The following is a 19649-nucleotide window of genomic DNA, read 5'->3' on the forward strand; positions in this document are numbered from 1 at the left end:
ATCAACGTTTCGAGAATGGTGGGCAAAAAAAAACCGGAGCCAAGGCTCCGGTTTTTCAGGTCAGTGGGTCCTCATTCCCGCTGCATACATCGCCAGTTTCAGCACACTCGCCACCACTCCGAGCGATACCACGCTGCCGAACCAGATCAGCAACAACCAGCCCAGACGCTTGTACCAGCAGGAGGATTTGACCTCACGCGAATCAATGGTAGCCATCGCCAATCCTCACTTTTCCGCGGAATACGTAGTAGCTCCAAAAGGTGTACATCAGGATCACCGGCAGGATGAACAGTGCGCCGATCAAAGCGAACAACTGGCTCGAGGGCGGGGACGCCGCCGCCCACAGGCTCACCGATGGCGGGATGATGTTTGGCCAGATGCTCAGCGCCAGACCGATGTAACCGAGCAGCATCAACACCAGAGTGAACACGAACGGCCAGTGGGTATGACGCTGACGCAAGGTGCGCAACAGCCCGAACAACGCCAGCAGCGCCAGCGCCATCAACCCGACAAATACCATCAGGTGTCCGCTGGTCGACCAGCGAGTGCCCAATTCGGGGTGCAACTTCAGTGTCCACGTGCCAATCACCACCACCATCGCCGTCAGCAACCACGCCAGCGGCCGGGTGAACAGACGCATCCGCGACTCGAGCATGCCTTCGGTCTTGACCAGCAGCCAGGTGCTGCCCAGCAGCGCATACGCCACCACCAGACCGACGCCACACACCAGCGGGAACGGCGCCAGCCAGTCCAGGCCGCCACCGGCAAACTGCCGATTCACCACGGGAATTCCTGACACATACGCGCCAATCACCACACCCTGGGAAAACGTCGCCAGCAGCGAACCACCGATAAACGCCTTGTCCCACCAATGACGCTTTTGCGGCGACGACTTGAAGCGAAACTCGAACGCCACGCCACGGAAAATCAGCCCGCAGAGCATCAGGATCAGCGGCAGGTACAACGCCTCCAGGATCACCCCGTAGGCCAGTGGAAACGCGCCATACAACGCCGCACCACCGAGCACCAGCCAGGTTTCGTTGCCGTCCCACACCGGGGCGACAGTATTCATCATCACGTCGCGCTCCTGCTCATCGGGGATCAGCGGAAACAGGATCCCCAGGCCCAGATCGAAGCCGTCCATGATCACGTACATCATCACTCCGAAGGCGATGATCACACCCCAGATCAACGAGAGATCGATACCTTGAATTCCCATGACTCAATGCTCCTTCATCGGGGCGGTAGCCGCCGAAATGGGCCGGCGCGGGGTCTGCAACTGATCGCCCTCCGGCGGATGTTCGTGATGCGGCTGCGGGCCCTTGCGCACCAGTTTCATCATGTAGCCGATGCCCACGGTGAACACCGAGCAGTAGATCACCACGAACAGCAGCAGCGAGGTGCTCATCTGCGCCACCGAGTGGTGCGACGCGGCGTCATGGGTGCGCATCAAACCGTAAACCACCCACGGCTGACGCCCGACTTCGGTGGTGATCCAGCCGGCCAGTAACGCGATCAACCCGCTCGGCCCCATCAGCAACACCAGACGCTGGAAGCCGCGATGCTGATAGAGCTTGCCGCCACGGCGCAGGGCCAGACCGAGCACACCGACGAGGATCATCAACATGCCCAGCCCGGCCATCACGCGGAAGCTCCAGAAGATGATGGTCGAGTTCGGCCGGTCCTCTTTCGGGAAGCTCTTGAGCGCCGGGATCTGCTTGTCGAGGCTGTGGGTCAGGATCAGGCTGCCGAGGTACGGGATTTCCAGCGCGTACTTGGTCTTCTCCGCCTGCATGTCGGGGATGCCGAACAGCACCAGCGGCGTCGGGCCGTTGTCGGCGTTTTCCCAGTGGCCTTCGATGGCGGCGATTTTTGCCGGTTGATGCTCCAGGGTGTTCAAGCCATGGGCGTCACCGACCACCGCCTGAATCGGCGCCACGATCAGCGCCATCCACAACGCCATGGAAAACATCCTGCGCACCGGCGCGGTATTGTTGCCGCGCAGCAAATGCCACGCCGCCGACGAGCCAACGAAGAAGGCCGTGGCGACGAACGCGGCGATCGCCATGTGCGCCAGACGGAACGGGAACGACGGGTTGAACACGATCGCCAGCCAGTCCAGCGGCATCACCCGCCCGTCGACGATTTCAAAGCCCTGCGGCGTCTGCATCCAGCTGTTGGACGCGAGAATCCAGAACGTTGAAATCAACGTGCCGATGGCAACCATCACCGTGGCAAAGAAGTGCAAGCCACGGCCGACGCGGTTCCAGCCGAACAGCATGACCCCGAGGAAACCCGCCTCAAGGAAGAACGCCGTCAGCACCTCATAGGTCAGCAACGGCCCGGTGATGCTCCCGGCGAAGTCGGAAAACCCGCTCCAGTTAGTGCCGAACTGGTACGCCATGACCAGCCCCGAGACCACGCCCATGCCGAAATTGACAGCAAAGATCTTCGACCAGAAGTGGTAGAGATCGCGGTAAGTGTCGTCACGGGTTTTCAGCCACAGGCCTTCGAGTACCGCGAGGAAACTCGCCAGGCCGATGGTGATCGCCGGGAAGATAATGTGGAACGAAACCGTGAACGCGAATTGAATTCGCGCCAGGTCCAGTGCCTCCAGGTTGAGCATGATGATGTCCTCATCCAGGCTGAACAGCGGCAGCACGTCGCCGGGCCACCGCCAGGCGCGAACGCCTGCAGCCAGTCAAATTGCCAGTATTTTTATAAGTAGCGGGTCAGGCCACCGACGACGGGATCAGGTTGCTGACCTTGGCCGCTTCGAGGCGGATCGCGACGAATTTCGAGGTCGGCGTGTAGGTCCGGTCGCCGTAGCTTTCCAGCGGTACCAGCGGGTTGGTTTCCGGGTAGTACGCCGCTGCCTGACCGGGCGGAATGTCGTAGGCGATCAGGGTGAAACCGCTGACCCGACGTTCGCGCTCGTCATCCCACAGCGCCACCAGATCGACCTTCTGCCCCGGTTCGAAACCAAGTCGCTGGATGTCCTGTTCGTTGGCGAAGATCACGTCACGCATGCCGTAGACCCCGCGATAACGGTCGTCGAGGCCGTACAGCGTGGTGTTGTACTGATCGTGGGAACGCATGGTCTGCAGGATCAGATCCGGCTTGACCGGCAAGTTGCGCACACCTTCGCTGATCAGGTGTTCCGGCAGCACGCACGGGGTGAACTGGGCTTTGCCCGACTCAGTGTTCCAGACCCGGTCCGAGGCGTCGTTGCCGAGGTGGAAGCCACCCGGGGTCAGCAGTTTTTCGTTGAAGTTCTCGAAGCCCGGAATCACGTCGCCGATCAGGTTGCGAATGCGCCCGTAGTCGCCCACCGCCCACTCCCAATCGATTGGATGTTTGCCTAACGTGGCGGCGGCGATTCCGGCAATGATTGCCGGCTCGGATTTCAAGTGCGCCGACTTCGGCTTCAGTTGACCGAACGACAAATGCACCATGCTGAAGGTGTCTTCCACGGTCACGCCTTGCGGGCCTTCGGCCTGGATGTCGATGTCGGTGCGACCGAGGCACGGCAGGATCAATGCGTCGCGTCCGGTGACCAGATGGCTGCGGTTGAGCTTGGTCGAAATGTGCACGGTCAGGTCGAGTTTGCGCATCGCTTCGTGGGTGCGCGGGGTGTCCGGCGTGGCTTGGGCAAAGTTGCCGCCCAGACCGATAAACACCTTGGCCTCGCCCCGCTCCATCGCGCCGATCGCCATCACCGTGTTGTGCCCGTGCATACGCGGCACTTTGAAGTTGAAGCGTTTTTCCAGCGCATCCATCAACTCCTTCGGCGCCAGTTCATTGATGCCCATGGTGCGGTCGCCCTGCACGTTGCTGTGACCGCGCACCGGCGACAGGCCGGCGCCCGGCCGGCCAACGTTGCCGCGCAGCAGTTGCAGGTTGATGACTTCCTGCAGGGTCGGCACCGAGTGCACGTGTTGGGTCAGGCCCATGGCCCAGCACATGATCACGCTTTTGGCGCGGCCATACATGCGCGCGGCCAGTTCGATGTCGTGCAGCGGCACGCCGGATTGCTCGAGAATGTGCTCCCAAGTCGTGGCGTCGACTTCTGCCAGGTAACTGTCCAGACCCGAGGTGTGCTCGGCGATAAACGCATGGTCGAACACCGGTTCGCCACCGCTGGCCTGGGCTTCACGCTCCCACTGCAGAAGGAATTTGACCATGCCGCGGATCATCGCCATGTCGCCACCCAGCGCCGGGCGGAAGTACGCGGTGTTGGTCGCTTCCCAGCCGTTGCTGAGCATTTCGATCGGGTTCTGCGGGTTCTGGAAACGTTCCAGGCCACGCTCTTTCAGCGGGTTGATGCACACCACTTTCGCGCCGCGTTTCACCGCTTCGCGCAGTGGTTCGAGCATGCGTGGATGGTTGGTGCCGGGGTTCTGGCCGATGACGAAAATCGCGTCGGCGTGGTGCAGATCCTCATAAACCACGGTGCCTTTGCCCACGCCCAGTGTCTCGCCCATGCTCACCGCACTGGCTTCGTGGCACATGTTTGAGCAGTCGGGGAAGTTGTTGGTGCCGAAGGCCCGGACGAACAACTGATAGAGAAACGCCGCTTCGTTGCTGGCCCGGCCCGAGGTATAGAACTCGGCCTCGTGCGGCGATTTCAGGCCCTTGAGGTGTTCGGCGATCAGCGCGAACGCGTCTTCCCAGGTGGTTTCCACATAGCGGTCGACCCGCGCGTCGTAACGCATCGGGTGGGTCAGGCGACCCTGATATTCCAGCCAGTAGTCGCTCTGTTCGGCCAGGCTCGACACCGTGTACTTGTTGAAGAACGCCGGATCGACCAAGCGCCCGGTAGCCTCCCAGTTCACCGCTTTGGCGCCGTTCTCGCAGAACTTGAGCATGCTCGCACCGGGCGCTTCACCCCACGCACAGCCCGGGCAGTCGAAGCCGCCGTTCTGGTTGGTCTTGAGCATGGCGCGGATGTTTTTCAGGGCGTTTTCACTGCCCAGCCAGCTTTTGGTCAGGCTGATCACAGCCCCCCAACCGGCAGCGGCTCCCTTGTAAGGTTTGTAACGGTCGACTTGTGACATGGGACATCTCCATGACGATGCACACAGGCATGAACCTGATCTTGGTTAAACAGCGACGGCCGACTTTGCACAGCAATAAAGTGGTCGTTTCAGTTACCGGAGCAAGGATATGAACCGTTACAAAACATTGTCTAATCGCTATTTATGACCACATTATCGAAACCCTCTATCACGGCGAAAAACCCTTTATTTACGAGGCGTTGCGAAACTAAAACGGTAACTTCCGAGAGAAAATAATTGATCATCGACGCGCTCAATCAAGCGGTCATAAACAGTGATTGGACGAGATCTGAAGTTGCCCATAATCTGCGCTAACCAGTTCCGTCACTGCGGACTTCCCACTTCTGCGAGGCTGTCATGTCAGAGCGTGTCCTGATCGATGGTTACAACCGCCGCGTCGACTATCTGCGCATGTCGGTCACCGACCGCTGCGACTTCCGCTGCGTGTATTGCATGGCCGAGGACATGCAGTTCCTGCCGCGCCAGCAAGTGCTGACGCTGGAGGAGATCTATCAACTGGCGCAGAGCTTTGTGGCACTGGGCACGCGCAAGATTCGCCTGACCGGCGGCGAGCCGCTGATTCGTCCGGGCGTGGTCAAGCTGTGCGAGCAGATCGCCGCCCTGCCCGGCCTGCGTGAATTGTGCATGACCACCAATGGCTCGCAGCTGGGCAAACTCGCCGCGCCGCTGTTCGACGCCGGGGTCAAGCGCCTGAACATCAGCCTCGACAGCCTCGACCCGGAGCGCTTCAGGCAAATGACCCGCACCGGTGATCTGGCGCAGGTGATCAACGGCATCGATGCGGCGCGCAAGGCCGGTTTCACCCGAACCAAACTCAACGTGGTGGTGATGCAGGGGCGCAACGACCAGGAGATCAACGATCTGGTGAGCTTCGCCATCGACCGCCAGCTCGACGTCTCCTTCATCGAGGAAATGCCGCTGGGGATCATCAGCGAACACAGCCGCGCCGAGTCGTTTTTCTCCAGTGCCCAGGTGCGCGAAAAAATCGCCGAGCGCTACACCCTGATCGATTCCGCCGAATCGACCCAAGGCCCGTCGCGCTACTGGCGGCTGGCCGAGGCGCCGGACATTCGTCTGGGCTTTATCTCGCCGCACAGCCACAATTTCTGCGGTACTTGCAACCGGGTGCGGCTGACTGTCGAGGGGCGCCTGCTACTGTGTCTGGGTAACGAGCATTCGGTGGATCTCAAAGCCGTGCTGCGCGCTCATCCGGGGCAACCAGAGCGGCTTGAGAAGGCCATTATCGAGGCGATGAAGCTCAAGCCGTATCGACACAATTTCGAAGTGAACGACGACGTTCAGGTCGTGCGCTTCATGAACATGACCGGCGGCTGAGCCGCCCTCACCCTGCGTAACCGGGATCGCCCAGCATGATCATCAGACCCAAGGTCAACCAATTCGCCATCCTCTTCACCCTCAAGGGGTCGATTGCCAAACGCATCGCCCTGCGCACCCTGATGGTCACCCTGCTGGCTTCTGCCATCGTGCTGATTGAAATGCTCCATCCGAGCAACTTCACCAAGGTCAACGCCACGCCGTTCACTCTGCTTGGGCTGTCACTGTCGATCTTCATGAATTTTCGCAACAACGCCTGCTACGACCGCTGGTACGAAGCGCGCAAGGCCTGGGGGGATGTGCTGGTGCACATTCGTTCGGTGATTCGCGAAACCCATGTCATCCGCGAATCGGCGCAGCGCAAGCCGTTACTGCTCAACCTCTGCGGGTTTGCTCATGCGCTGAATGCGCGGTTGCGCCGGGAAAGCGAAGCGGCGGCCAGCAGCAAGTGGATTACCCCGCAACACGATGCGCAGGTGCCGGACTACAGCGGAAGGATTCTGCAGCAGGTCGGCCAGCAGTGTTCCGACCTGCACCAGAATGGCGAACTGAGCGAGTGGCGCTACATGCTACTGGCCAATCACCTGACCAGCCTGACTCAGGCACAAGCGGTGTGCGAACGGATCAAGAACACCCCGCTGCCCTTCCCCTACACCTTGCTGCTGCACCGCACGATCTACCTGTTCTGCATCCTGCTGCCGTTCGCCATGGCCGAACCGCTGGGCTGGCTGACCCCGCTGTTCACGGCGATTGTCAGCTACACGTTCTTTGGTCTGGATGCGATTGCCGACGAACTGGAAGACCCGTTCGGCCGCGACGAAAACGATTTGGCGACTGACTCGCTGGTGCGCACCATCGAGCGCGACATCCTCTCCGAGCTGGGGGAGACAGACCTGCCGCCGATGCTGCTGCCGGTGGACTATGTGCTGAGCTGATACTACGTTTTCCAGCTCCCACAGGGTTGCATTACAAAAAAGATCGCAGCCTTCGGCAGCTCCTACAGTGGAATGCGTTTCCTGTAGGAGCTGCCGAAGGCTGCGATCTTTTGATCTTCGCTTTAAAACAGTTCGCTGAAGGGAATGAAACGCAGCGGATCGCCAATGCCGTGGGTGCTGTTTTCCGGCACCTCCACCAGCCCATCGGCCCAGGTCGCTCCGAGCAAAACGCCGGAACTCTGGTTCGGATACAACACCGCGCGCCCCGCGTCCAGCCGCACCCGCAGATACTCTCGACGGCTGCCAGCCTTGTTCCAGGCGAACCCGGCATTCACAGTGAAGCTCAACGGCATGACCTCCTCCACGCCTTGAATGCGCAGCAGATACGGCCGCGCCAGCAGACCGAAGGTCACCAGCGCCGAGGTCGGATTGCCCGGCAGGCCAATCACCGGCACCGTGCCGAAATGGCCCACGGTCAGCGGTTTGCCAGGCTTGATCGCCAGCTTCCACAGCAGCGGTTTGCCGTCCTCGCGCAGCACCTGCCCGAGGCAATCGGCATCGCCGGCAGACACACCGCCGGTGGTGAGAATCAAATCAGCCGCCACTTGCAATTGCTCAAGTTTGAGCCGCGTCTGTGCCGGGCGATCCGGGAGGATCCCGGCGTCGATCACCTCGCAGCCCAGTTCCTTCAACCAGTGGCCGAGCAGCACACGATTGCTGTTGTAGATGCTGCCGGGACGCAGCGGCAGGCCCGGCTCGACCAGTTCGTCACCGGTGGACAGCAGCGCCACACGCGGGCGACGCACCACGTGCAACTGCGCCAGCCCCTGCCCGGCGGCAACCGCCAGTTCGAACGGCCCGAGGCGTTTGCCGGCGCGCAGCAGGATGTCGCCGATGCGGTTTTCCTGCCCCTGCGCACGAATGTTCTGCCCCGCTTTCAGCGGCTGCAAAAAACGCACGCGACCGTCCTCCAGCACTTCGACGTTCTCCTGCATCTCGACGCAGGTGCCGCCCGGCGGCAGTGGCGCGCCGGTAAAGATCCGCGCACAGGTACCGGGCAATAGCGCGTCCGGCGCCTGGCCGGCGTAGACCTTCTGCGACACCTTCAACGGCTGGCGATGCAGATCGGCCAGGTTCAAGGCATAACCGTCCATGGCACTGTTCGGCCATGGCGGCAGGTCGAGCGAGGCGACCAGATCACTGGCCAGCACCCGCCCACGTGCCTGGTCGAGCGGCAGTATTTCGCTGTCGGCCAGACGTTGCTCATTGGCCATGCCAAGCAACTGGTCGAGGGCGTCCTCGACCGGCATCAACCCTGCCTTGCTCATCCGCGCGGCCCACAGGCGGCGACTGATTTGAGGTGCGGCACAAAGTTGCACGGGCGATGGCGGTTATCCAGTTGCTCGGCCAGGATGCCTTCCCACGCGGTGCGGCAGGCACCGGTCGAACCCGGCAGGCAGCACACCAGCGTGCCGTTGGACAGCCCGGCCAGCGCGCGGCTTTGAACGGTCGAGGTGCCGATGTCGAGAATCGAAATGGCGCGGAACAACTCGCCAAACCCGTCGATCTGCTTGTCGAGCAGACAGGCCACCGCTTCCGGCGTGCTGTCGCGGCCGGTGAAGCCGGTGCCGCCGGTGATCAGTACCACCTGAATGCTGTCGTCGGCAATCCAGTGCGCGACCTGGGCGCGAATCTTGTACAGGTCATCCTTGAGCAGGTTGCGCTCGCTCAGGGTATGACCGGCCTCCAGCAAGCGGCTGACCAGCAATTGGCCGGACGTGTCGCTCGCGTAATCGCGAGTATCGCTGACGGTCAGTACGGCAATGTTCAGGGGAACAAACAGGGCATCCGCTTTCGCACTCATGAGAATCTCCGGCAGTAGTCGATCAGATTGCCGAGCAGCCTAAGTGCCACTTATGAGTACTGTCTAATCACTCTGGCCAACCACATTATCGACCTGCTCTATCGGTGCCGTTGACCTTGGCCAAAGCCTTTGAAACCATGGGCGATAGAGCCGATCGATAGACTTTTCAACTCTTCCGATTGGACGCAAACACGGTCAGATGAGATCGTCGCACCTCGCGTTTTTCGTGCGCTGTGCGCTTCTGCGTCAATACTCAATCCAATTTCTCAACGAACAGGTGCCTGCGTGGACATCAAACAACTCAAGTTCCTGATCGCACTGGACGAAACCCGACACTTCGGCCAGGCTGCCGCACGCTGCCACATCACCCAGCCGACCCTGTCGATGCGCCTGCGCAATCTGGAAGATGAGCTGGATCTGGTGCTGGTCAATCGCGGTCAGCGCTTTGAAGGTTTCACTCAGGCCGGCGAACGGGTACTGGCCTGGGCGCGCACGCTGCTGGCCGCGCATGACGGTCTGTTCGCCGAAGCGGCGGCGTGCCGCGGGCAACTGGTCGGTAGCTTGCGCCTGGGTCTGGTGCCGCTGAGCAATTTCAACCCGGTCAATTACATTCAGAGTTTGTCCGGGACCTATCCCGAGCTGAAATTCAGTCTGTCGTCGGGGAGTTCCGACGAGATCATCGCCGGCCTTGGCAACAACCAACTGGACCTGGGCGTGTGCTACCTGGACCACGTCAACTCGAACTATTTCGATTTTTTCGAGATCGGCGAAACCCGCGTCGGGCTGCTTTATGACAACCGCCACTTCCATTTCGAAGGCTCGGAAATGAGCTGGGAAGACGCCGCCGAACTGCCGCTGGGGATGATCACCACCGGCATGCATTACCGCAAATCCATCGACCTGAGCTTCCGCAGTCGCGGGCTCAATCCGCAGCCGATCATGGAAAGTGATTCGACCTATCAGCTGCTACAGGCGATCCACCAGGGTTTCTGCTGCTCGATCATGCCGCTGGACAGCGGGCTGGAAGAGCCGATCGAACACCTGTCGTTCATGCAACTGCCGGACGCCAGCGTGCTCGCGCCACTGGGGCTGATCATGCGCAAGACCGAACCGCGCTCGGCGATTGCCGAGAAGTGTTTTGCCGAGGCGCGGAAGATGTTTGGAGTCGAGGCAATTTAATCCGGACACAAACCCATGTAGGAGCTGCCGAAGGCTGCGATCTCTTGATCTTGATCTTGATCTTGATCTTGAAAACAAAAATCAAGATCAAAAGATCGCAGCCTTCGGCAGCTCCTACACGGGAGGCTGTGGTGATAGATCCGCCCGATCACCGCATCAGAACAAGCGATTGGACGCACTTTTGACTCCCCCGTAGCCTGAACTCACTTCAGCGCTTCGGGACTTTTCAAGATGCTCTGCCACGTCGAAACCACCACCGAACCCAACACCGAACCCAACGCCCCCGCGCCCCCACCATCACAGGTGGCGTTTCGCGAATACCTGCCGCACGCCCCGCTCTCGCACGCTGCCCTGGCTGCGGAAATTGCCCTGGCGATCACCTTCAATGGCCTGAGCCAGGCGGTGATGATGGTCTCGCCCGGCAACCTCGAAGACTTCATCCGGGGCTTCGCCCTGAGCAACGCGATCATCGACAGCGTCGACGAGATTTACGACATTCGCCTGAGCCATTTCGATCAGGCCTGTCAGGCTGACGTGCAGATTTCCAGCCGCGCGTTCTGGGCACTGAAAGATCATCGCCGACAAATGGCCGGCACCAGCGGTTGCGGCATTTGCGGCGTCGAAGCGCTGGAGCAGGCGTTGCCGCAACTGGACATTCTGCAACCCTGCGCCCTGCCACCGGCCGCGCATTTCGACGGTATCCGCCAACGCATCGAACAGGCTCAGCAACTGGCCCGCAGCAGCGGCGCCCTGCACGCGGCGCTGTACTTCGCTGCCAGTGGTGAGGCGCTGCTGTGCCGCGAAGACATTGGCCGGCACAACGCCCTCGACAAGCTGATCGGTGCGATGCACAGCGCAGACGTCGATGTGCGCCAGGGCTTCGTGGTGGTCACCAGCCGTTGCAGCCTGGAGCTGATCCACAAAGCCGTGCGCGCCCGTCTCGGCACCCTCGTCAGCCTGTCCGCCCCCACCGCGTTGACCGTGCGCTGGGCGCTCAAACATCACCTGAATCTGATCCACGTGCCGCACCGCAACGCCCCCCGAATCTACAGCCCGATCCAGGAGCTTTCCCCATGAGCAACACCCTCACCCACCTCGACGATCAGGGCCGCGCCAACATGGTCGATGTCAGCGACAAAGCCGCGAGCCGCCGCGAAGCCACGGCGCAAGCCTGGGTGCAGATGCAACCGCAAACGCTGCAGATGATCCAGGCCAACGGTCACCCCAAGGGCGACGTTTTCGCCGTGGCGCGCATCGCCGGGATTCAGGCGGCCAAGCGCACCCACGAATTGATCCCGCTGTGCCATGCGCTGCTGCTCAGCTCGATTCACGTTGAAATCACGGCCTGCGAACCGGACCGCGTGCAGATCACCAGCACCTGCCGCTTAACCGGCCAGACCGGCGTCGAACTCGAAGCCCTGACTGCCGCCAGCGTCGCGGCGCTGACCATTTACGACATGTGCAAAGCCGTGGACCGGGCCATGGTCATCAGCGACATCCGCCTGCTCAGCAAACAGGGCGGCCGCTCCGGACACTTTCAATGGGAGGACGCGCAATGATCCTGATCAACTACTTCGCCAGCTACCGTGATCGCCTCAATCTGGGCGGGGAAAAAATCCCCCTGAGCGACAACCTGACCTGCATCGAGGACGTGCGGCAGATGCTCATGGCGCGTGGTGAGGAATGGCGCGAAGTGCTCGGCGCCGGCAACTTGATGTGCGCGTTGAATCAGGAGCTGTGCCAACCGAGCGCGGCGATCGAAGACTTCGACGAGATCGCGTTTTTCCCACCGGTCACCGGGGGCTAAGCATGACGGTTCGAGTCCAGTACAAAAGCTTCGACGTCGGCCAGTTGACCGCCGACCTGCATGCGCGCAATCCACGGGTCGGCGCGGTGGTGAATTTCATCGGCTATGTGCGCGATCTGAACATTGGCCAGAGCGTGAATGAGCTGTTCCTCGAACACTATCCGGGCATGACGGAAAAGGCTCTCGAACAGATCGCCGACGAGGCGCGCGAGCGCTGGCCGCTGCTGGGAGTGGAGATTGTGCATCGGGTCGGCGCATTGTCGGTGTGCGAGCCGATCGTGTTCGTCGGTGTCAGCAGCAAGCACCGGCACATGGCGTTCGAAGCCTGCGCATTCATCATGGATGTGCTCAAGACCCGTGCGCCGTTCTGGAAGCGCGAGAGCACGGCGCAAGGTTCGCATTGGGTCGAGGCGCGGGAGAGCGACCAGAATGCGACGCTGCGCTGGAGTCTGGCGCATACCTGAAGAGCAAAAGCCCCTCACCCTAGCCCTCTCCCCGAGGGAGAGGGGACTGGTTGGGGGATATTGAAGAAATTCACCGAATTGAAAGATTGGCTCTGAATCCATAATCGACTCGATCTTTCAGGTCGATGGATAACGCCAGACACCTCGGTCGGCCCCCTCTCCCTCTGGGAGAGGGCTGGGGTGAGGGTTGAAAGTCTGATTAGATAGCCACTCCGCCAGAATTAAACTCCGGAGTCTCGTTTGAGCACAGCGCCCAACAACCTGCCCCGCCCCGCTCCCGTCACGCTGCGCCAGGCCTGGCGCTTCTGGCTGAAACTCGGCTGCATCGGTTTCGGTGGCCCGGCCGGGCAGATCGCGATCATGCATCAGGAACTGGTCGAGCGCCGGCGCTGGATCTCCGAGCGGCGCTTTCTGCACGCCCTCAATTACTGCATGTTGCTGCCCGGCCCCGAAGCCCAGCAACTGGCGACGTACATTGGCTGGCTGTTGCATCGCACCTGGGGCGGGGTGATTGCCGGGGCGCTGTTCGTGCTGCCGTCGCTGGTCATCCTGATTGCGCTGTCGTGGGTGTACATCGCGTTTGGCGATATGCCGGTGGTGGCCGGGATCTTCTACGGGATCAAACCGGCGGTGACCGCGATTGTCTTGCACGCGGCACATCGCATCGGTTCTCGAGCGCTGAAAAACGGTTGGCTGTGGGCGATCGCCGGGGCGTCATTCGTGGCGATTTTTGCCTTCAATCTACCGTTCCCGCTGATTGTGCTCGGTGCCGCGTTGATCGGCTATGCCGGCGGGCGACTGGCACCGCAGCGCTTCGACAATCGCGGGCAGCGCGGCAGCGGCAAATCCTTCGGCCCGGCGCTGATCGATGACGACACACCAACACCTGAACATGCGCGCTTCAGCCTGCCGAAACTGTGGCGTCTGCTGCTGGTTGGCGTGGCACTGTGGTGTTTACCGATGGCGCTGCTGACCGCGCTGTTCGGCTGGGACGGTACGTTGACGCAAATGGGCTGGTTCTTCACCAAGGCTGCGCTGCTGACCTTCGGTGGCGCTTACGCGGTGTTGCCCTATGTCTATCAGGGCGCGGTCGGGCATTACGGCTGGCTGACGCCGACGCAGATGATCGACGGCCTCGCCCTCGGCGAAACCACGCCCGGGCCGCTGATCATGGTGGTGGCGTTTGTCGGTTTCATCGGCGGTTACGTGCAACCGGCATTCGGCGCGCAACATGCGTTCGCCGCCGGCGCACTGGCGGCGACGCTGGTGACCTGGTTCACCTTCCTGCCCTCGTTCCTGTTCATCCTCGCCGGCGGGCCACTGGTGGAATCAACGCACAACGAATTGAAATTCACTGCACCGCTGACCGCGATCACCGCTGCGGTGGTCGGGGTGATTCTCAACCTGGCGTGTTTCTTCGCTTACCACGTGTTCTGGCCGAGCGGTTTTGCCGGGCATGCGGATCTGTTTTCGATCGGGCTGGCGCTGCTGGCGGCACTGGCGCTGTTCATTTTCAAGCGCGGGGTGATCGAAGTGTTGATCGTTTGCGCCCTCGCCGGGCTGGGTTTTCATCTGATGCGCTGAACCCTGGCCTGCGAATCTCCCGTTTACACGCGCGCGAATTCCCCCTTACTATCCGGGCACACCGGTGGACGGGGCCAGCCCGCCACCGACGTTTTCCGCCAACGGAAACACGCGTTATGAGCACGTCACCACAACAACCAGAAAGGTTGAACGTCTCCGCTGTGTGCGCCCTCTGTCACAGGGGCCGCGCATGAATCGCATCGTCAATCTCCCCATGGCCCTGCGCCGTTCCAAGCTGCGTCACTCCGCACGCCCGCCGGATATCGCCTGCTGACTCCGACAGTCAGAAAAGATCCATTTGTGGCGAGGGAGCTTGCTCCCGCTGGACTGCGTAGCAGTCCCCCTGCCTCTGAATCAAAAAGCGAGAGCCGCTTCGCGACTCAGCGGGAGCAAGCTCCCTCGCCACAGGTTCTGTGTCACGTCTGACTGATCTCCATTTTATTCCTGCCAGGACGCCCATAGCTGCGTCCGGCCCGATTCTGCGCGCCCATGCGGCGCCATCGTGAGTGATTGACCATGAAATTCGCAGCCATCGAAGACGCCCGCCTGTTCCTTGAACAGAACCCCGATATCGACATGATCGAGCTGTTCATCCTCGACGCCAACGGCGTGCCGCGCGGCAAGTTGTTGCACCGCGAAGAACTGCTCGCTGTCTATGAAAGCGGTCGTCCGCTGCCCAGCACCATCCTCGGTCTGACCGTGCAGGGCGAAGACGTGGAAAACTCCGGGCTGGTGTGGGACGTCGGCGACATCGACTGCCGCGCCTACCCGCTCGAAGGCAGTCTGGTGCGCCTGCCGTGGCGGCAGATTCCGACCGCTGCAGTGCAGGTCAGCATGCACCCGACCGAGGGAATGCCGGCGAGCATCGCCGACCCGCGTCATCTGCTGATCAAGGTGATCGACGGTCTCAAAGCCGAGGGTTATCACCCGGTGATGGCCTGCGAACTGGAGTTCTATCTGCTCGACGCCAGACGCGACCACAACGGTCGTCCGCAACCGGCGCTGGATGCCGACGGAGGCCGACCGCGACACACGCAGGTCTACGGTTTGCGCGAACTGGAGCAGATCGAACCGTTCCTCGCCGACCTCTACAGCGCCTGCAAACTGCACGGCATTCCAGCGCGCACGGCGATCTCGGAATACGCCCCGGGCCAGGTGGAAATCACCCTCGAACACGGCGACGCATTGCTCGCGATGGATCAGGCGGTGCGCTACAAACGCCTGGTCAAAGCCGTGGCACACAAGCACGGCATGCAGGCGACATTCATGGCCAAACCGTTCGATGATCTGGCTGGCACCGGGATGCACATGCACGTCAGCCTTGCTGATGGCGAGGGGCGCAATCTGTTCGCCGCCGAGGATCCGGCCGGCACTCCGCTGCTGCGTACGGCGATTGGCGGCATGCTCGCCTCGCTGCTCGATACGCTGCTGCTGTTCTGCCCCAACGCCAACTCCTACCGCCGCTTTCAGGCCAACAGCTACGCGCCATTGGCGCCGACCTGGGGTGTCGACAACCGTACCGTCAGCCTGCGCGTACCGGGCGGCCCGGCCAACACCCGGCACATCGAACACCGCATCTGCGGCGCCGATGCCAACCCGTATCTCGCAGCAGCCGCGATCCTCGCCGGCATCCATCGTGGCATCCGCGAGAACCTGGATCCGGGTGCACCGGTCGAGGGCAACGGCTATGCGCAAGCCAAGGAATTGCTGCCGACCGACTGGCTGACGTCGCTGCAAGCACTGGAAAATTCGGTGTGGGCACGGGATGCCCTGGGGCAGGAATTTCTCGGGGTGTACCTGGCGGTGAAGCGTGCCGAGTACCGGCAGTTCATGGCCGAGGTGGGTGAGCAGGATTGGCGTTGGTATCTGACCGAAGCCTGAAGCCTCACCCCTAATCTCCTGTAGGAGCGAGCCTGCTCGCGAAAGCGGTGTGTCAGTCACTTAATAGGTTGAATGTGACGACGCCTTCGCGAGCAGGCTCGCTCCCACAAGTGACAGCGTAAAACCTAAGAATTTGTGTGGACACCGACATGACCCAACGCTGCAATTCCTACTACACCGCCACCCTCAACCAGGACACCGACTACCCGACCCTGCAAGGCCGACATCAAGTCGATGTGGTGATCATCGGCGGCGGTTTCACTGGCGTCGCCACCGCCGTCGAACTCGCCGAAAAAGGCCTGAAAGTCGCCATCGTCGAAAGCCACAAGATCGGCTGGGGCGCCACCGGACGCAATGGCGGACAAGTCACCGGCAGCCTCTCCGGCGACGGTGCGATGCGTAAACAGATGCGCCCGAAACTCGGTGATGAAGTCGACGATTTCATCTGGCACCTGCGCTGGCGCGGGCATCAAATCATCCAGCAGCGGGTCGAGAAGTACGGCATCCAGTGCGACCTCAAACACGGCCATCTGCACGCCGCCTACAAGCCGAGCCATATGGACGGTTTGCGCCAGGATTACGACGAAGCCGTGCGCCGGGGCATGGCCGACGAGGTCAGCCTGCTCGACCGCAGTCAGGTGCGCGACCTGCTGCAAAGCGACCTCTACCACGGCGCGATCAAGAACACCCGCAACATGCACCTGCACCCGCTCAACCTGTGCATCGGCGAAGCGCGGGCGGCGGAAAGTCTCGGCGCCTTGATCTTCGAGAACAGTGAAGTGCTGGAAATCATTCACGGCAAGAGCCCGGGCGTGCGCACCGCCCACGGCCAGATCGATGCCAATCAGGTAATGCTCGCCGGCGACGTCTATCACAAGCTCGAACCGGGCCAGCTCAAGGGCAAGATTTTCCCCGCCATGGGTGGCATCGTCACCACCGCGCCGCTGGGTGATCTGGCGCGGCAGATCAACCCCGAAGACCTCGCGGTGTACGACTGTCGTTTCGTCCTCGACTACTATCGCCTCACGGCCGACGGGCGCCTGCTGTTCGGCGGCGGCGCCAACTACAGCGGCAAGGATTCGCGAGACATCGCCGCCGAGCTGCGCCCGTGCATCGAGCAGACCTTCCCCGCGCTCAAAGGGGTGCAGATCGACTACCAGTGGAGCTGCGCGATGGGCATCGTGATCAACCGCATCCCGCAACTGGGCAAGCTTTCGGATAACGTCTGGTATTGCCAGGGCTACTCGGGACACGGCATCGCGACGACGCACATCATGGGCGAAATCATGAGCCGCGCGATTACCGGGCAGATGGAACAGTTCGACACCTTTGCGCAGTGCCAGCACATTCGCGTGCCGATGGGGGATCTGCTGGGCAATCCGTTGCTGGCGGCGGGGATGTGGTATTACCAGATGCTCGAACGCCTTCGCTGACACCCCCGATCCCTGTAGGAGCTGCCGAAGGCTGCGATCTTTTGATCTTGTTGTTTAAAGGCAAAATCAAAAGATCGCAGTCTTCGGCAGCTCCTACAGAGGGGATTAATCCGCAAGTTGCTCCACCACAATCCCCAACCGCCGATAATCCTCGGCACTCCCCGACGCCAGATGCCGCTCGGTAATCAGCGTATGCAGGCGCGTGCACGAGGCCACCACGAACGGCTCCACTGCCCCCAGCTTGTCCGCCGTGGTCACCGCAATCACTCGCGCCGCGCTGTCGAGCAGCGCCTGTTTCACCGGCACTTCATCGAAATGCAGCGAAGTGACACCCACCTCCGGGTGAATCGCACAGACCCCGGTAAACGCCAGATCCGCCTTGATCCCGGCCAGCATGCGCACCGCCTCGTGCCCACTGGCCGACATCGTGCGCGGGTTCAGTTGCCCCCCGGCCAGAATCACTTTCACGCCCTTGTACTCGGACAAAGCGATGGCCGTCATCGGCGCGGCGGTCACCGCGGTGATCTGGATGTCCGCACGCAACGAGCGCGCCACCTGCAACGCGGTCGAGCCGGAGTCGAACAGCACAATCTGCCCGTCCTCGACCTTTTGCGCCGCCAACTGCGCCAGACGCACCTTCACCTCATCAGTCTCTTCCAGCCGGGTGAAGTAATCCTTGCCGCTGTCCTTGGGCCTTGGCAGTGCCCCGCCATGCACGCGCTGCACCAGCCCGGCGTGGTCCAGTTCAGCGAGGTCGCGGCGGATGGTGTCTTCGGACACAGCGAAATGCTGGCTCAACTCGGAGGCCATGACCTTGCCGTCGCGTTCGAGGATCAGGAGGATTTTCTGCCGGCGCAGAGACGGCAGTTCGGTGAGCGAATGATCGTGCATGTTTTTGCCTGTTTGTGCTTGTAGTTGCAGGTTTCGCAGAGACTAGCGAAAGCCTTGAACAAACACAAACCGGTCGGTATCAATTGTTTCGATCATTGGAATCAACAAGCCGAATTTTTTCTTTGCATTCAGCCTGTTCAGAATGGCCTCACTTTAAAAAGGCTCAGGATGAACAGCTGATGAATCTCAATTTCGCGTTTGCGTGCATGATCGTGGTGTCTTTTGCGATTGCCCTGGGCCACGCCTGATACGTCACACCGACGCCGCCAGATGCTCACGCAACCATTTGTGCGCGGGGTCGCGATGCGCTCGCTCGCCCCAGAACATCGCCATTTTGTAGCCCGGCACCGGCAACGGCGCATCGACTACCTGCAACGCCGGGTTGTCGCGCACCAAGCGTGACGGCAGCATCGCCACCAGATCGGTACTCGCCAGCACCGACATCACCATCAGAAAATGCGGCACCGACAGCACCACTTTGCGCGCCAGGCCGACCTCGGCCAGCGCCTTGTCGGTCACCCCGAAAAAGCCCCCGCCCTCACGCGACACCATCACGTGTTCCAGCGCGCAGAACTGTTCGCGGGTCGGTTTTCGCTTCAACCCCGGATGCCCGACACGCCCGGCCAACACGTAATGCTCGGTGAACAGCACCCGTTGATGCAGATCCAGCGGCGCCTCTTCGGTGATGTGCAGCGCCAGGTCAAACACGCCCTGCTCCGCCTGCCTGGCCAACTGCGCCGGCATCAGATCGAGCACCGCCAGCCGCGTGCCCGGCGCCTGAAGGCGCAAACCGCTGAGCGCTGGCAGCACCACCGTCGATTCACCGTAATCCGTCGCCGCGACTTTCCAGACATGGCGGGCCTGCGCCGGATCGAACGCGCTGGCCGGCGCCACCGCGCGTTCCAGTGCTTCCAGTGCCTCGCGCAACGGCTCGCGCAATTCATCGGCCCGCGCGGTCGGGCGCATGCCCCGTGGCCCGGGCAGCAACAGCGGATCACCGAAGATCTCACGCAGCTTGGCCAGGTGCACGCTCACCGACGGTTGCGACAGGCTCAAGCGCTCTGCGGCGCGGGTTACGTTGTGTTCTGCCAACAACACGTCTAGGGTCAATAGCAAGTTGATATCCAGACGTCGTAAATTATTCATGGCTATACCTGACATATCAGACATTCATTTCCAATATACCGATCAAGGATTG

18 protein-coding genes are annotated in these 19649 nt (G+C 61.5%); 10 read left to right on the top strand and 8 right to left on the bottom strand.

What is annotated here, in order from left to right; all coding sequences use genetic code 11:
- Positions 1-60 precede the first annotated feature (60 nt).
- The 4 genes from LOY52_RS16385 to LOY52_RS16400 all read right to left on the bottom strand — a co-directional run bounded on the left by LOY52_RS16385 (position 61) and on the right by LOY52_RS16400 (position 5057).
- The gene (locus tag LOY52_RS16385) at positions 61-216 is read right to left on the bottom strand and encodes a DUF2474 domain-containing protein (protein ID WP_258675040.1); all 156 of its coding nucleotides are present in this window, start codon (positions 214-216) and stop codon (positions 61-63) included.
- Positions 203-1219: a cytochrome d ubiquinol oxidase subunit II gene (gene cydB, locus LOY52_RS16390; RefSeq protein ID WP_258675041.1), complete on the bottom strand. Its 1017-nt coding sequence runs from the start codon at positions 1217-1219 to the stop codon at positions 203-205. Before cydB ends, LOY52_RS16385 begins: the two co-directional genes overlap by 14 nt.
- A gap of 3 nt (positions 1220-1222) precedes the next feature.
- The gene (locus tag LOY52_RS16395; protein WP_258679885.1) at positions 1223-2626 is read right to left on the bottom strand and encodes a cytochrome ubiquinol oxidase subunit I; all 1404 of its coding nucleotides are present in this window, start codon (positions 2624-2626) and stop codon (positions 1223-1225) included.
- A gap of 106 nt (positions 2627-2732) precedes the next feature.
- Positions 2733-5057: an FdhF/YdeP family oxidoreductase gene (locus LOY52_RS16400; RefSeq protein WP_258675042.1), complete on the bottom strand. Its 2325-nt coding sequence runs from the start codon at positions 5055-5057 to the stop codon at positions 2733-2735.
- A 357-nt stretch (positions 5058-5414) separates the two neighbouring features.
- On the opposite strand from LOY52_RS16400, the gene moaA reads away from it, so the two are divergent.
- A complete protein-coding gene (gene moaA / locus LOY52_RS16405) occupies positions 5415-6413 on the top strand; it encodes a GTP 3',8-cyclase MoaA (protein WP_258675044.1) in 999 nt (332 codons plus the stop codon).
- A gap of 35 nt (positions 6414-6448) precedes the next feature.
- Positions 6449-7348 (top strand): bestrophin family protein, encoded by a 900-nt coding sequence (locus tag LOY52_RS16410; protein ID WP_258675045.1) that lies wholly within the window; start codon positions 6449-6451, stop codon positions 7346-7348.
- A gap of 122 nt (positions 7349-7470) precedes the next feature.
- Here the strand turns inward: LOY52_RS16410 and glp are convergent, their stop codons facing one another.
- Positions 7471-8676, bottom strand: coding sequence for a gephyrin-like molybdotransferase Glp (gene glp / locus LOY52_RS16415; RefSeq protein WP_258675047.1), 1206 nt, complete (start codon positions 8674-8676; stop codon positions 7471-7473).
- On the bottom strand, positions 8673-9212 hold the full coding sequence (moaB, locus tag LOY52_RS16420; RefSeq protein ID WP_027611709.1) for a molybdenum cofactor biosynthesis protein B: 540 nt from the start codon (positions 9210-9212) through the stop codon (positions 8673-8675). Before moaB ends, glp begins: the two co-directional genes overlap by 4 nt.
- Before the next feature lie 285 nt (positions 9213-9497).
- On the opposite strand from moaB, the gene LOY52_RS16425 reads away from it, so the two are divergent.
- From LOY52_RS16425 to LOY52_RS16460, 8 genes are all read left to right on the top strand, one after another.
- A complete protein-coding gene (locus tag LOY52_RS16425) occupies positions 9498-10391 on the top strand; it encodes a LysR family transcriptional regulator (protein ID WP_258675048.1) in 894 nt (297 codons plus the stop codon).
- A gap of 231 nt (positions 10392-10622) precedes the next feature.
- Complete coding sequence (fdhD, locus tag LOY52_RS16430; protein ID WP_258675049.1) at positions 10623-11468, top strand: formate dehydrogenase accessory sulfurtransferase FdhD; 846 nt, start codon at positions 10623-10625, stop codon at positions 11466-11468.
- On the top strand, positions 11465-11950 hold the full coding sequence (moaC, locus tag LOY52_RS16435; RefSeq protein ID WP_258675050.1) for a cyclic pyranopterin monophosphate synthase MoaC: 486 nt from the start codon (positions 11465-11467) through the stop codon (positions 11948-11950). The genes fdhD and moaC overlap by 4 nt, the downstream gene beginning before the upstream one ends.
- Positions 11947-12198 carry a MoaD/ThiS family protein gene (locus tag LOY52_RS16440; protein WP_258675051.1) on the top strand — a complete coding sequence of 84 codons (252 nt, stop codon included), beginning with the start codon at positions 11947-11949 and terminating at the stop codon, positions 12196-12198. The genes moaC and LOY52_RS16440 overlap by 4 nt, the downstream gene beginning before the upstream one ends.
- Before the next feature lie 2 nt (positions 12199-12200).
- The gene (moaE, locus tag LOY52_RS16445) at positions 12201-12662 is read left to right on the top strand and encodes a molybdopterin synthase catalytic subunit MoaE (protein WP_258675052.1); all 462 of its coding nucleotides are present in this window, start codon (positions 12201-12203) and stop codon (positions 12660-12662) included.
- A 240-nt stretch (positions 12663-12902) separates the two neighbouring features.
- Positions 12903-14246 (top strand): chromate efflux transporter, encoded by a 1344-nt coding sequence (chrA, locus tag LOY52_RS16450; RefSeq protein WP_258675053.1) that lies wholly within the window; start codon positions 12903-12905, stop codon positions 14244-14246.
- 516 nt (positions 14247-14762) lie between these two features.
- Positions 14763-16127, top strand: a complete 1365-nt coding sequence (locus tag LOY52_RS16455; RefSeq protein ID WP_258675054.1) for a glutamine synthetase family protein — start codon at positions 14763-14765, stop codon at positions 16125-16127.
- Positions 16128-16276: 149 nt separating this feature from the next.
- Positions 16277-17560, top strand: coding sequence for an FAD-binding oxidoreductase (locus LOY52_RS16460; protein ID WP_258675055.1), 1284 nt, complete (start codon positions 16277-16279; stop codon positions 17558-17560).
- A 105-nt stretch (positions 17561-17665) separates the two neighbouring features.
- On the opposite strand, the gene LOY52_RS16465 is transcribed toward LOY52_RS16460, so the two are convergent.
- Together LOY52_RS16465 and LOY52_RS16470 are read right to left on the bottom strand one after the other, a co-directional pair.
- Entirely contained in the window at positions 17666-18451 is a 786-nt protein-coding gene (locus LOY52_RS16465) for a DeoR/GlpR family DNA-binding transcription regulator (RefSeq protein ID WP_258675056.1), read from the bottom strand.
- Between the two features lie 252 nt (positions 18452-18703).
- The gene (locus LOY52_RS16470; protein WP_258675057.1) at positions 18704-19597 is read right to left on the bottom strand and encodes a LysR family transcriptional regulator; all 894 of its coding nucleotides are present in this window, start codon (positions 19595-19597) and stop codon (positions 18704-18706) included.
- Between the last annotated feature and the right edge of the window lie 52 nt (positions 19598-19649).

It is taken from the genome of Pseudomonas sp. B21-051 (assembly GCF_024748795.1).
GTDB classification, from domain to species: domain Bacteria; phylum Pseudomonadota; class Gammaproteobacteria; order Pseudomonadales; family Pseudomonadaceae; genus Aquipseudomonas; species Aquipseudomonas putida_A.

Excerpts from the sequence above, each read along its gene's own strand:
- moaB (WP_027611709.1), bottom strand. The coding sequence starts at position 9,212 with ATGAGTGCGAAAGCGGATGCCCTGTTTGTTCCCCTGAACATTGCCGTA.
- LOY52_RS16465 (WP_258675056.1), bottom strand. The coding sequence starts at position 18,451 with ATGCACGATCATTCGCTCACCGAACTGCCGTCTCTGCGCCGGCAGAAA.
- LOY52_RS16470 (WP_258675057.1), bottom strand. The coding sequence starts at position 19,597 with ATGAATAATTTACGACGTCTGGATATCAACTTGCTATTGACCCTAGAC.
- LOY52_RS16460 (WP_258675055.1), top strand. The coding sequence starts at position 16,277 with ATGACCCAACGCTGCAATTCCTACTACACCGCCACCCTCAACCAGGAC.
- moaC (WP_258675050.1), top strand. The coding sequence starts at position 11,465 with ATGAGCAACACCCTCACCCACCTCGACGATCAGGGCCGCGCCAACATG.
- LOY52_RS16395 (WP_258679885.1), bottom strand. The coding sequence starts at position 2,626 with ATGCTCAACCTGGAGGCACTGGACCTGGCGCGAATTCAATTCGCGTTC.
- LOY52_RS16440 (WP_258675051.1), top strand. The coding sequence starts at position 11,947 with ATGATCCTGATCAACTACTTCGCCAGCTACCGTGATCGCCTCAATCTG.
- cydB (WP_258675041.1), bottom strand. The coding sequence starts at position 1,219 with ATGGGAATTCAAGGTATCGATCTCTCGTTGATCTGGGGTGTGATCATC.
- fdhD (WP_258675049.1), top strand. The coding sequence starts at position 10,623 with ATGCTCTGCCACGTCGAAACCACCACCGAACCCAACACCGAACCCAAC.
- LOY52_RS16400 (WP_258675042.1), bottom strand. The coding sequence starts at position 5,057 with ATGTCACAAGTCGACCGTTACAAACCTTACAAGGGAGCCGCTGCCGGT.
- moaA (WP_258675044.1), top strand. The coding sequence starts at position 5,415 with ATGTCAGAGCGTGTCCTGATCGATGGTTACAACCGCCGCGTCGACTAT.
- LOY52_RS16410 (WP_258675045.1), top strand. The coding sequence starts at position 6,449 with ATGATCATCAGACCCAAGGTCAACCAATTCGCCATCCTCTTCACCCTC.
- moaE (WP_258675052.1), top strand. The coding sequence starts at position 12,201 with ATGACGGTTCGAGTCCAGTACAAAAGCTTCGACGTCGGCCAGTTGACC.
- glp (WP_258675047.1), bottom strand. The coding sequence starts at position 8,676 with ATGAGCAAGGCAGGGTTGATGCCGGTCGAGGACGCCCTCGACCAGTTG.
- LOY52_RS16385 (WP_258675040.1), bottom strand. The coding sequence starts at position 216 with ATGGCTACCATTGATTCGCGTGAGGTCAAATCCTCCTGCTGGTACAAG.
- LOY52_RS16455 (WP_258675054.1), top strand. The coding sequence starts at position 14,763 with ATGAAATTCGCAGCCATCGAAGACGCCCGCCTGTTCCTTGAACAGAAC.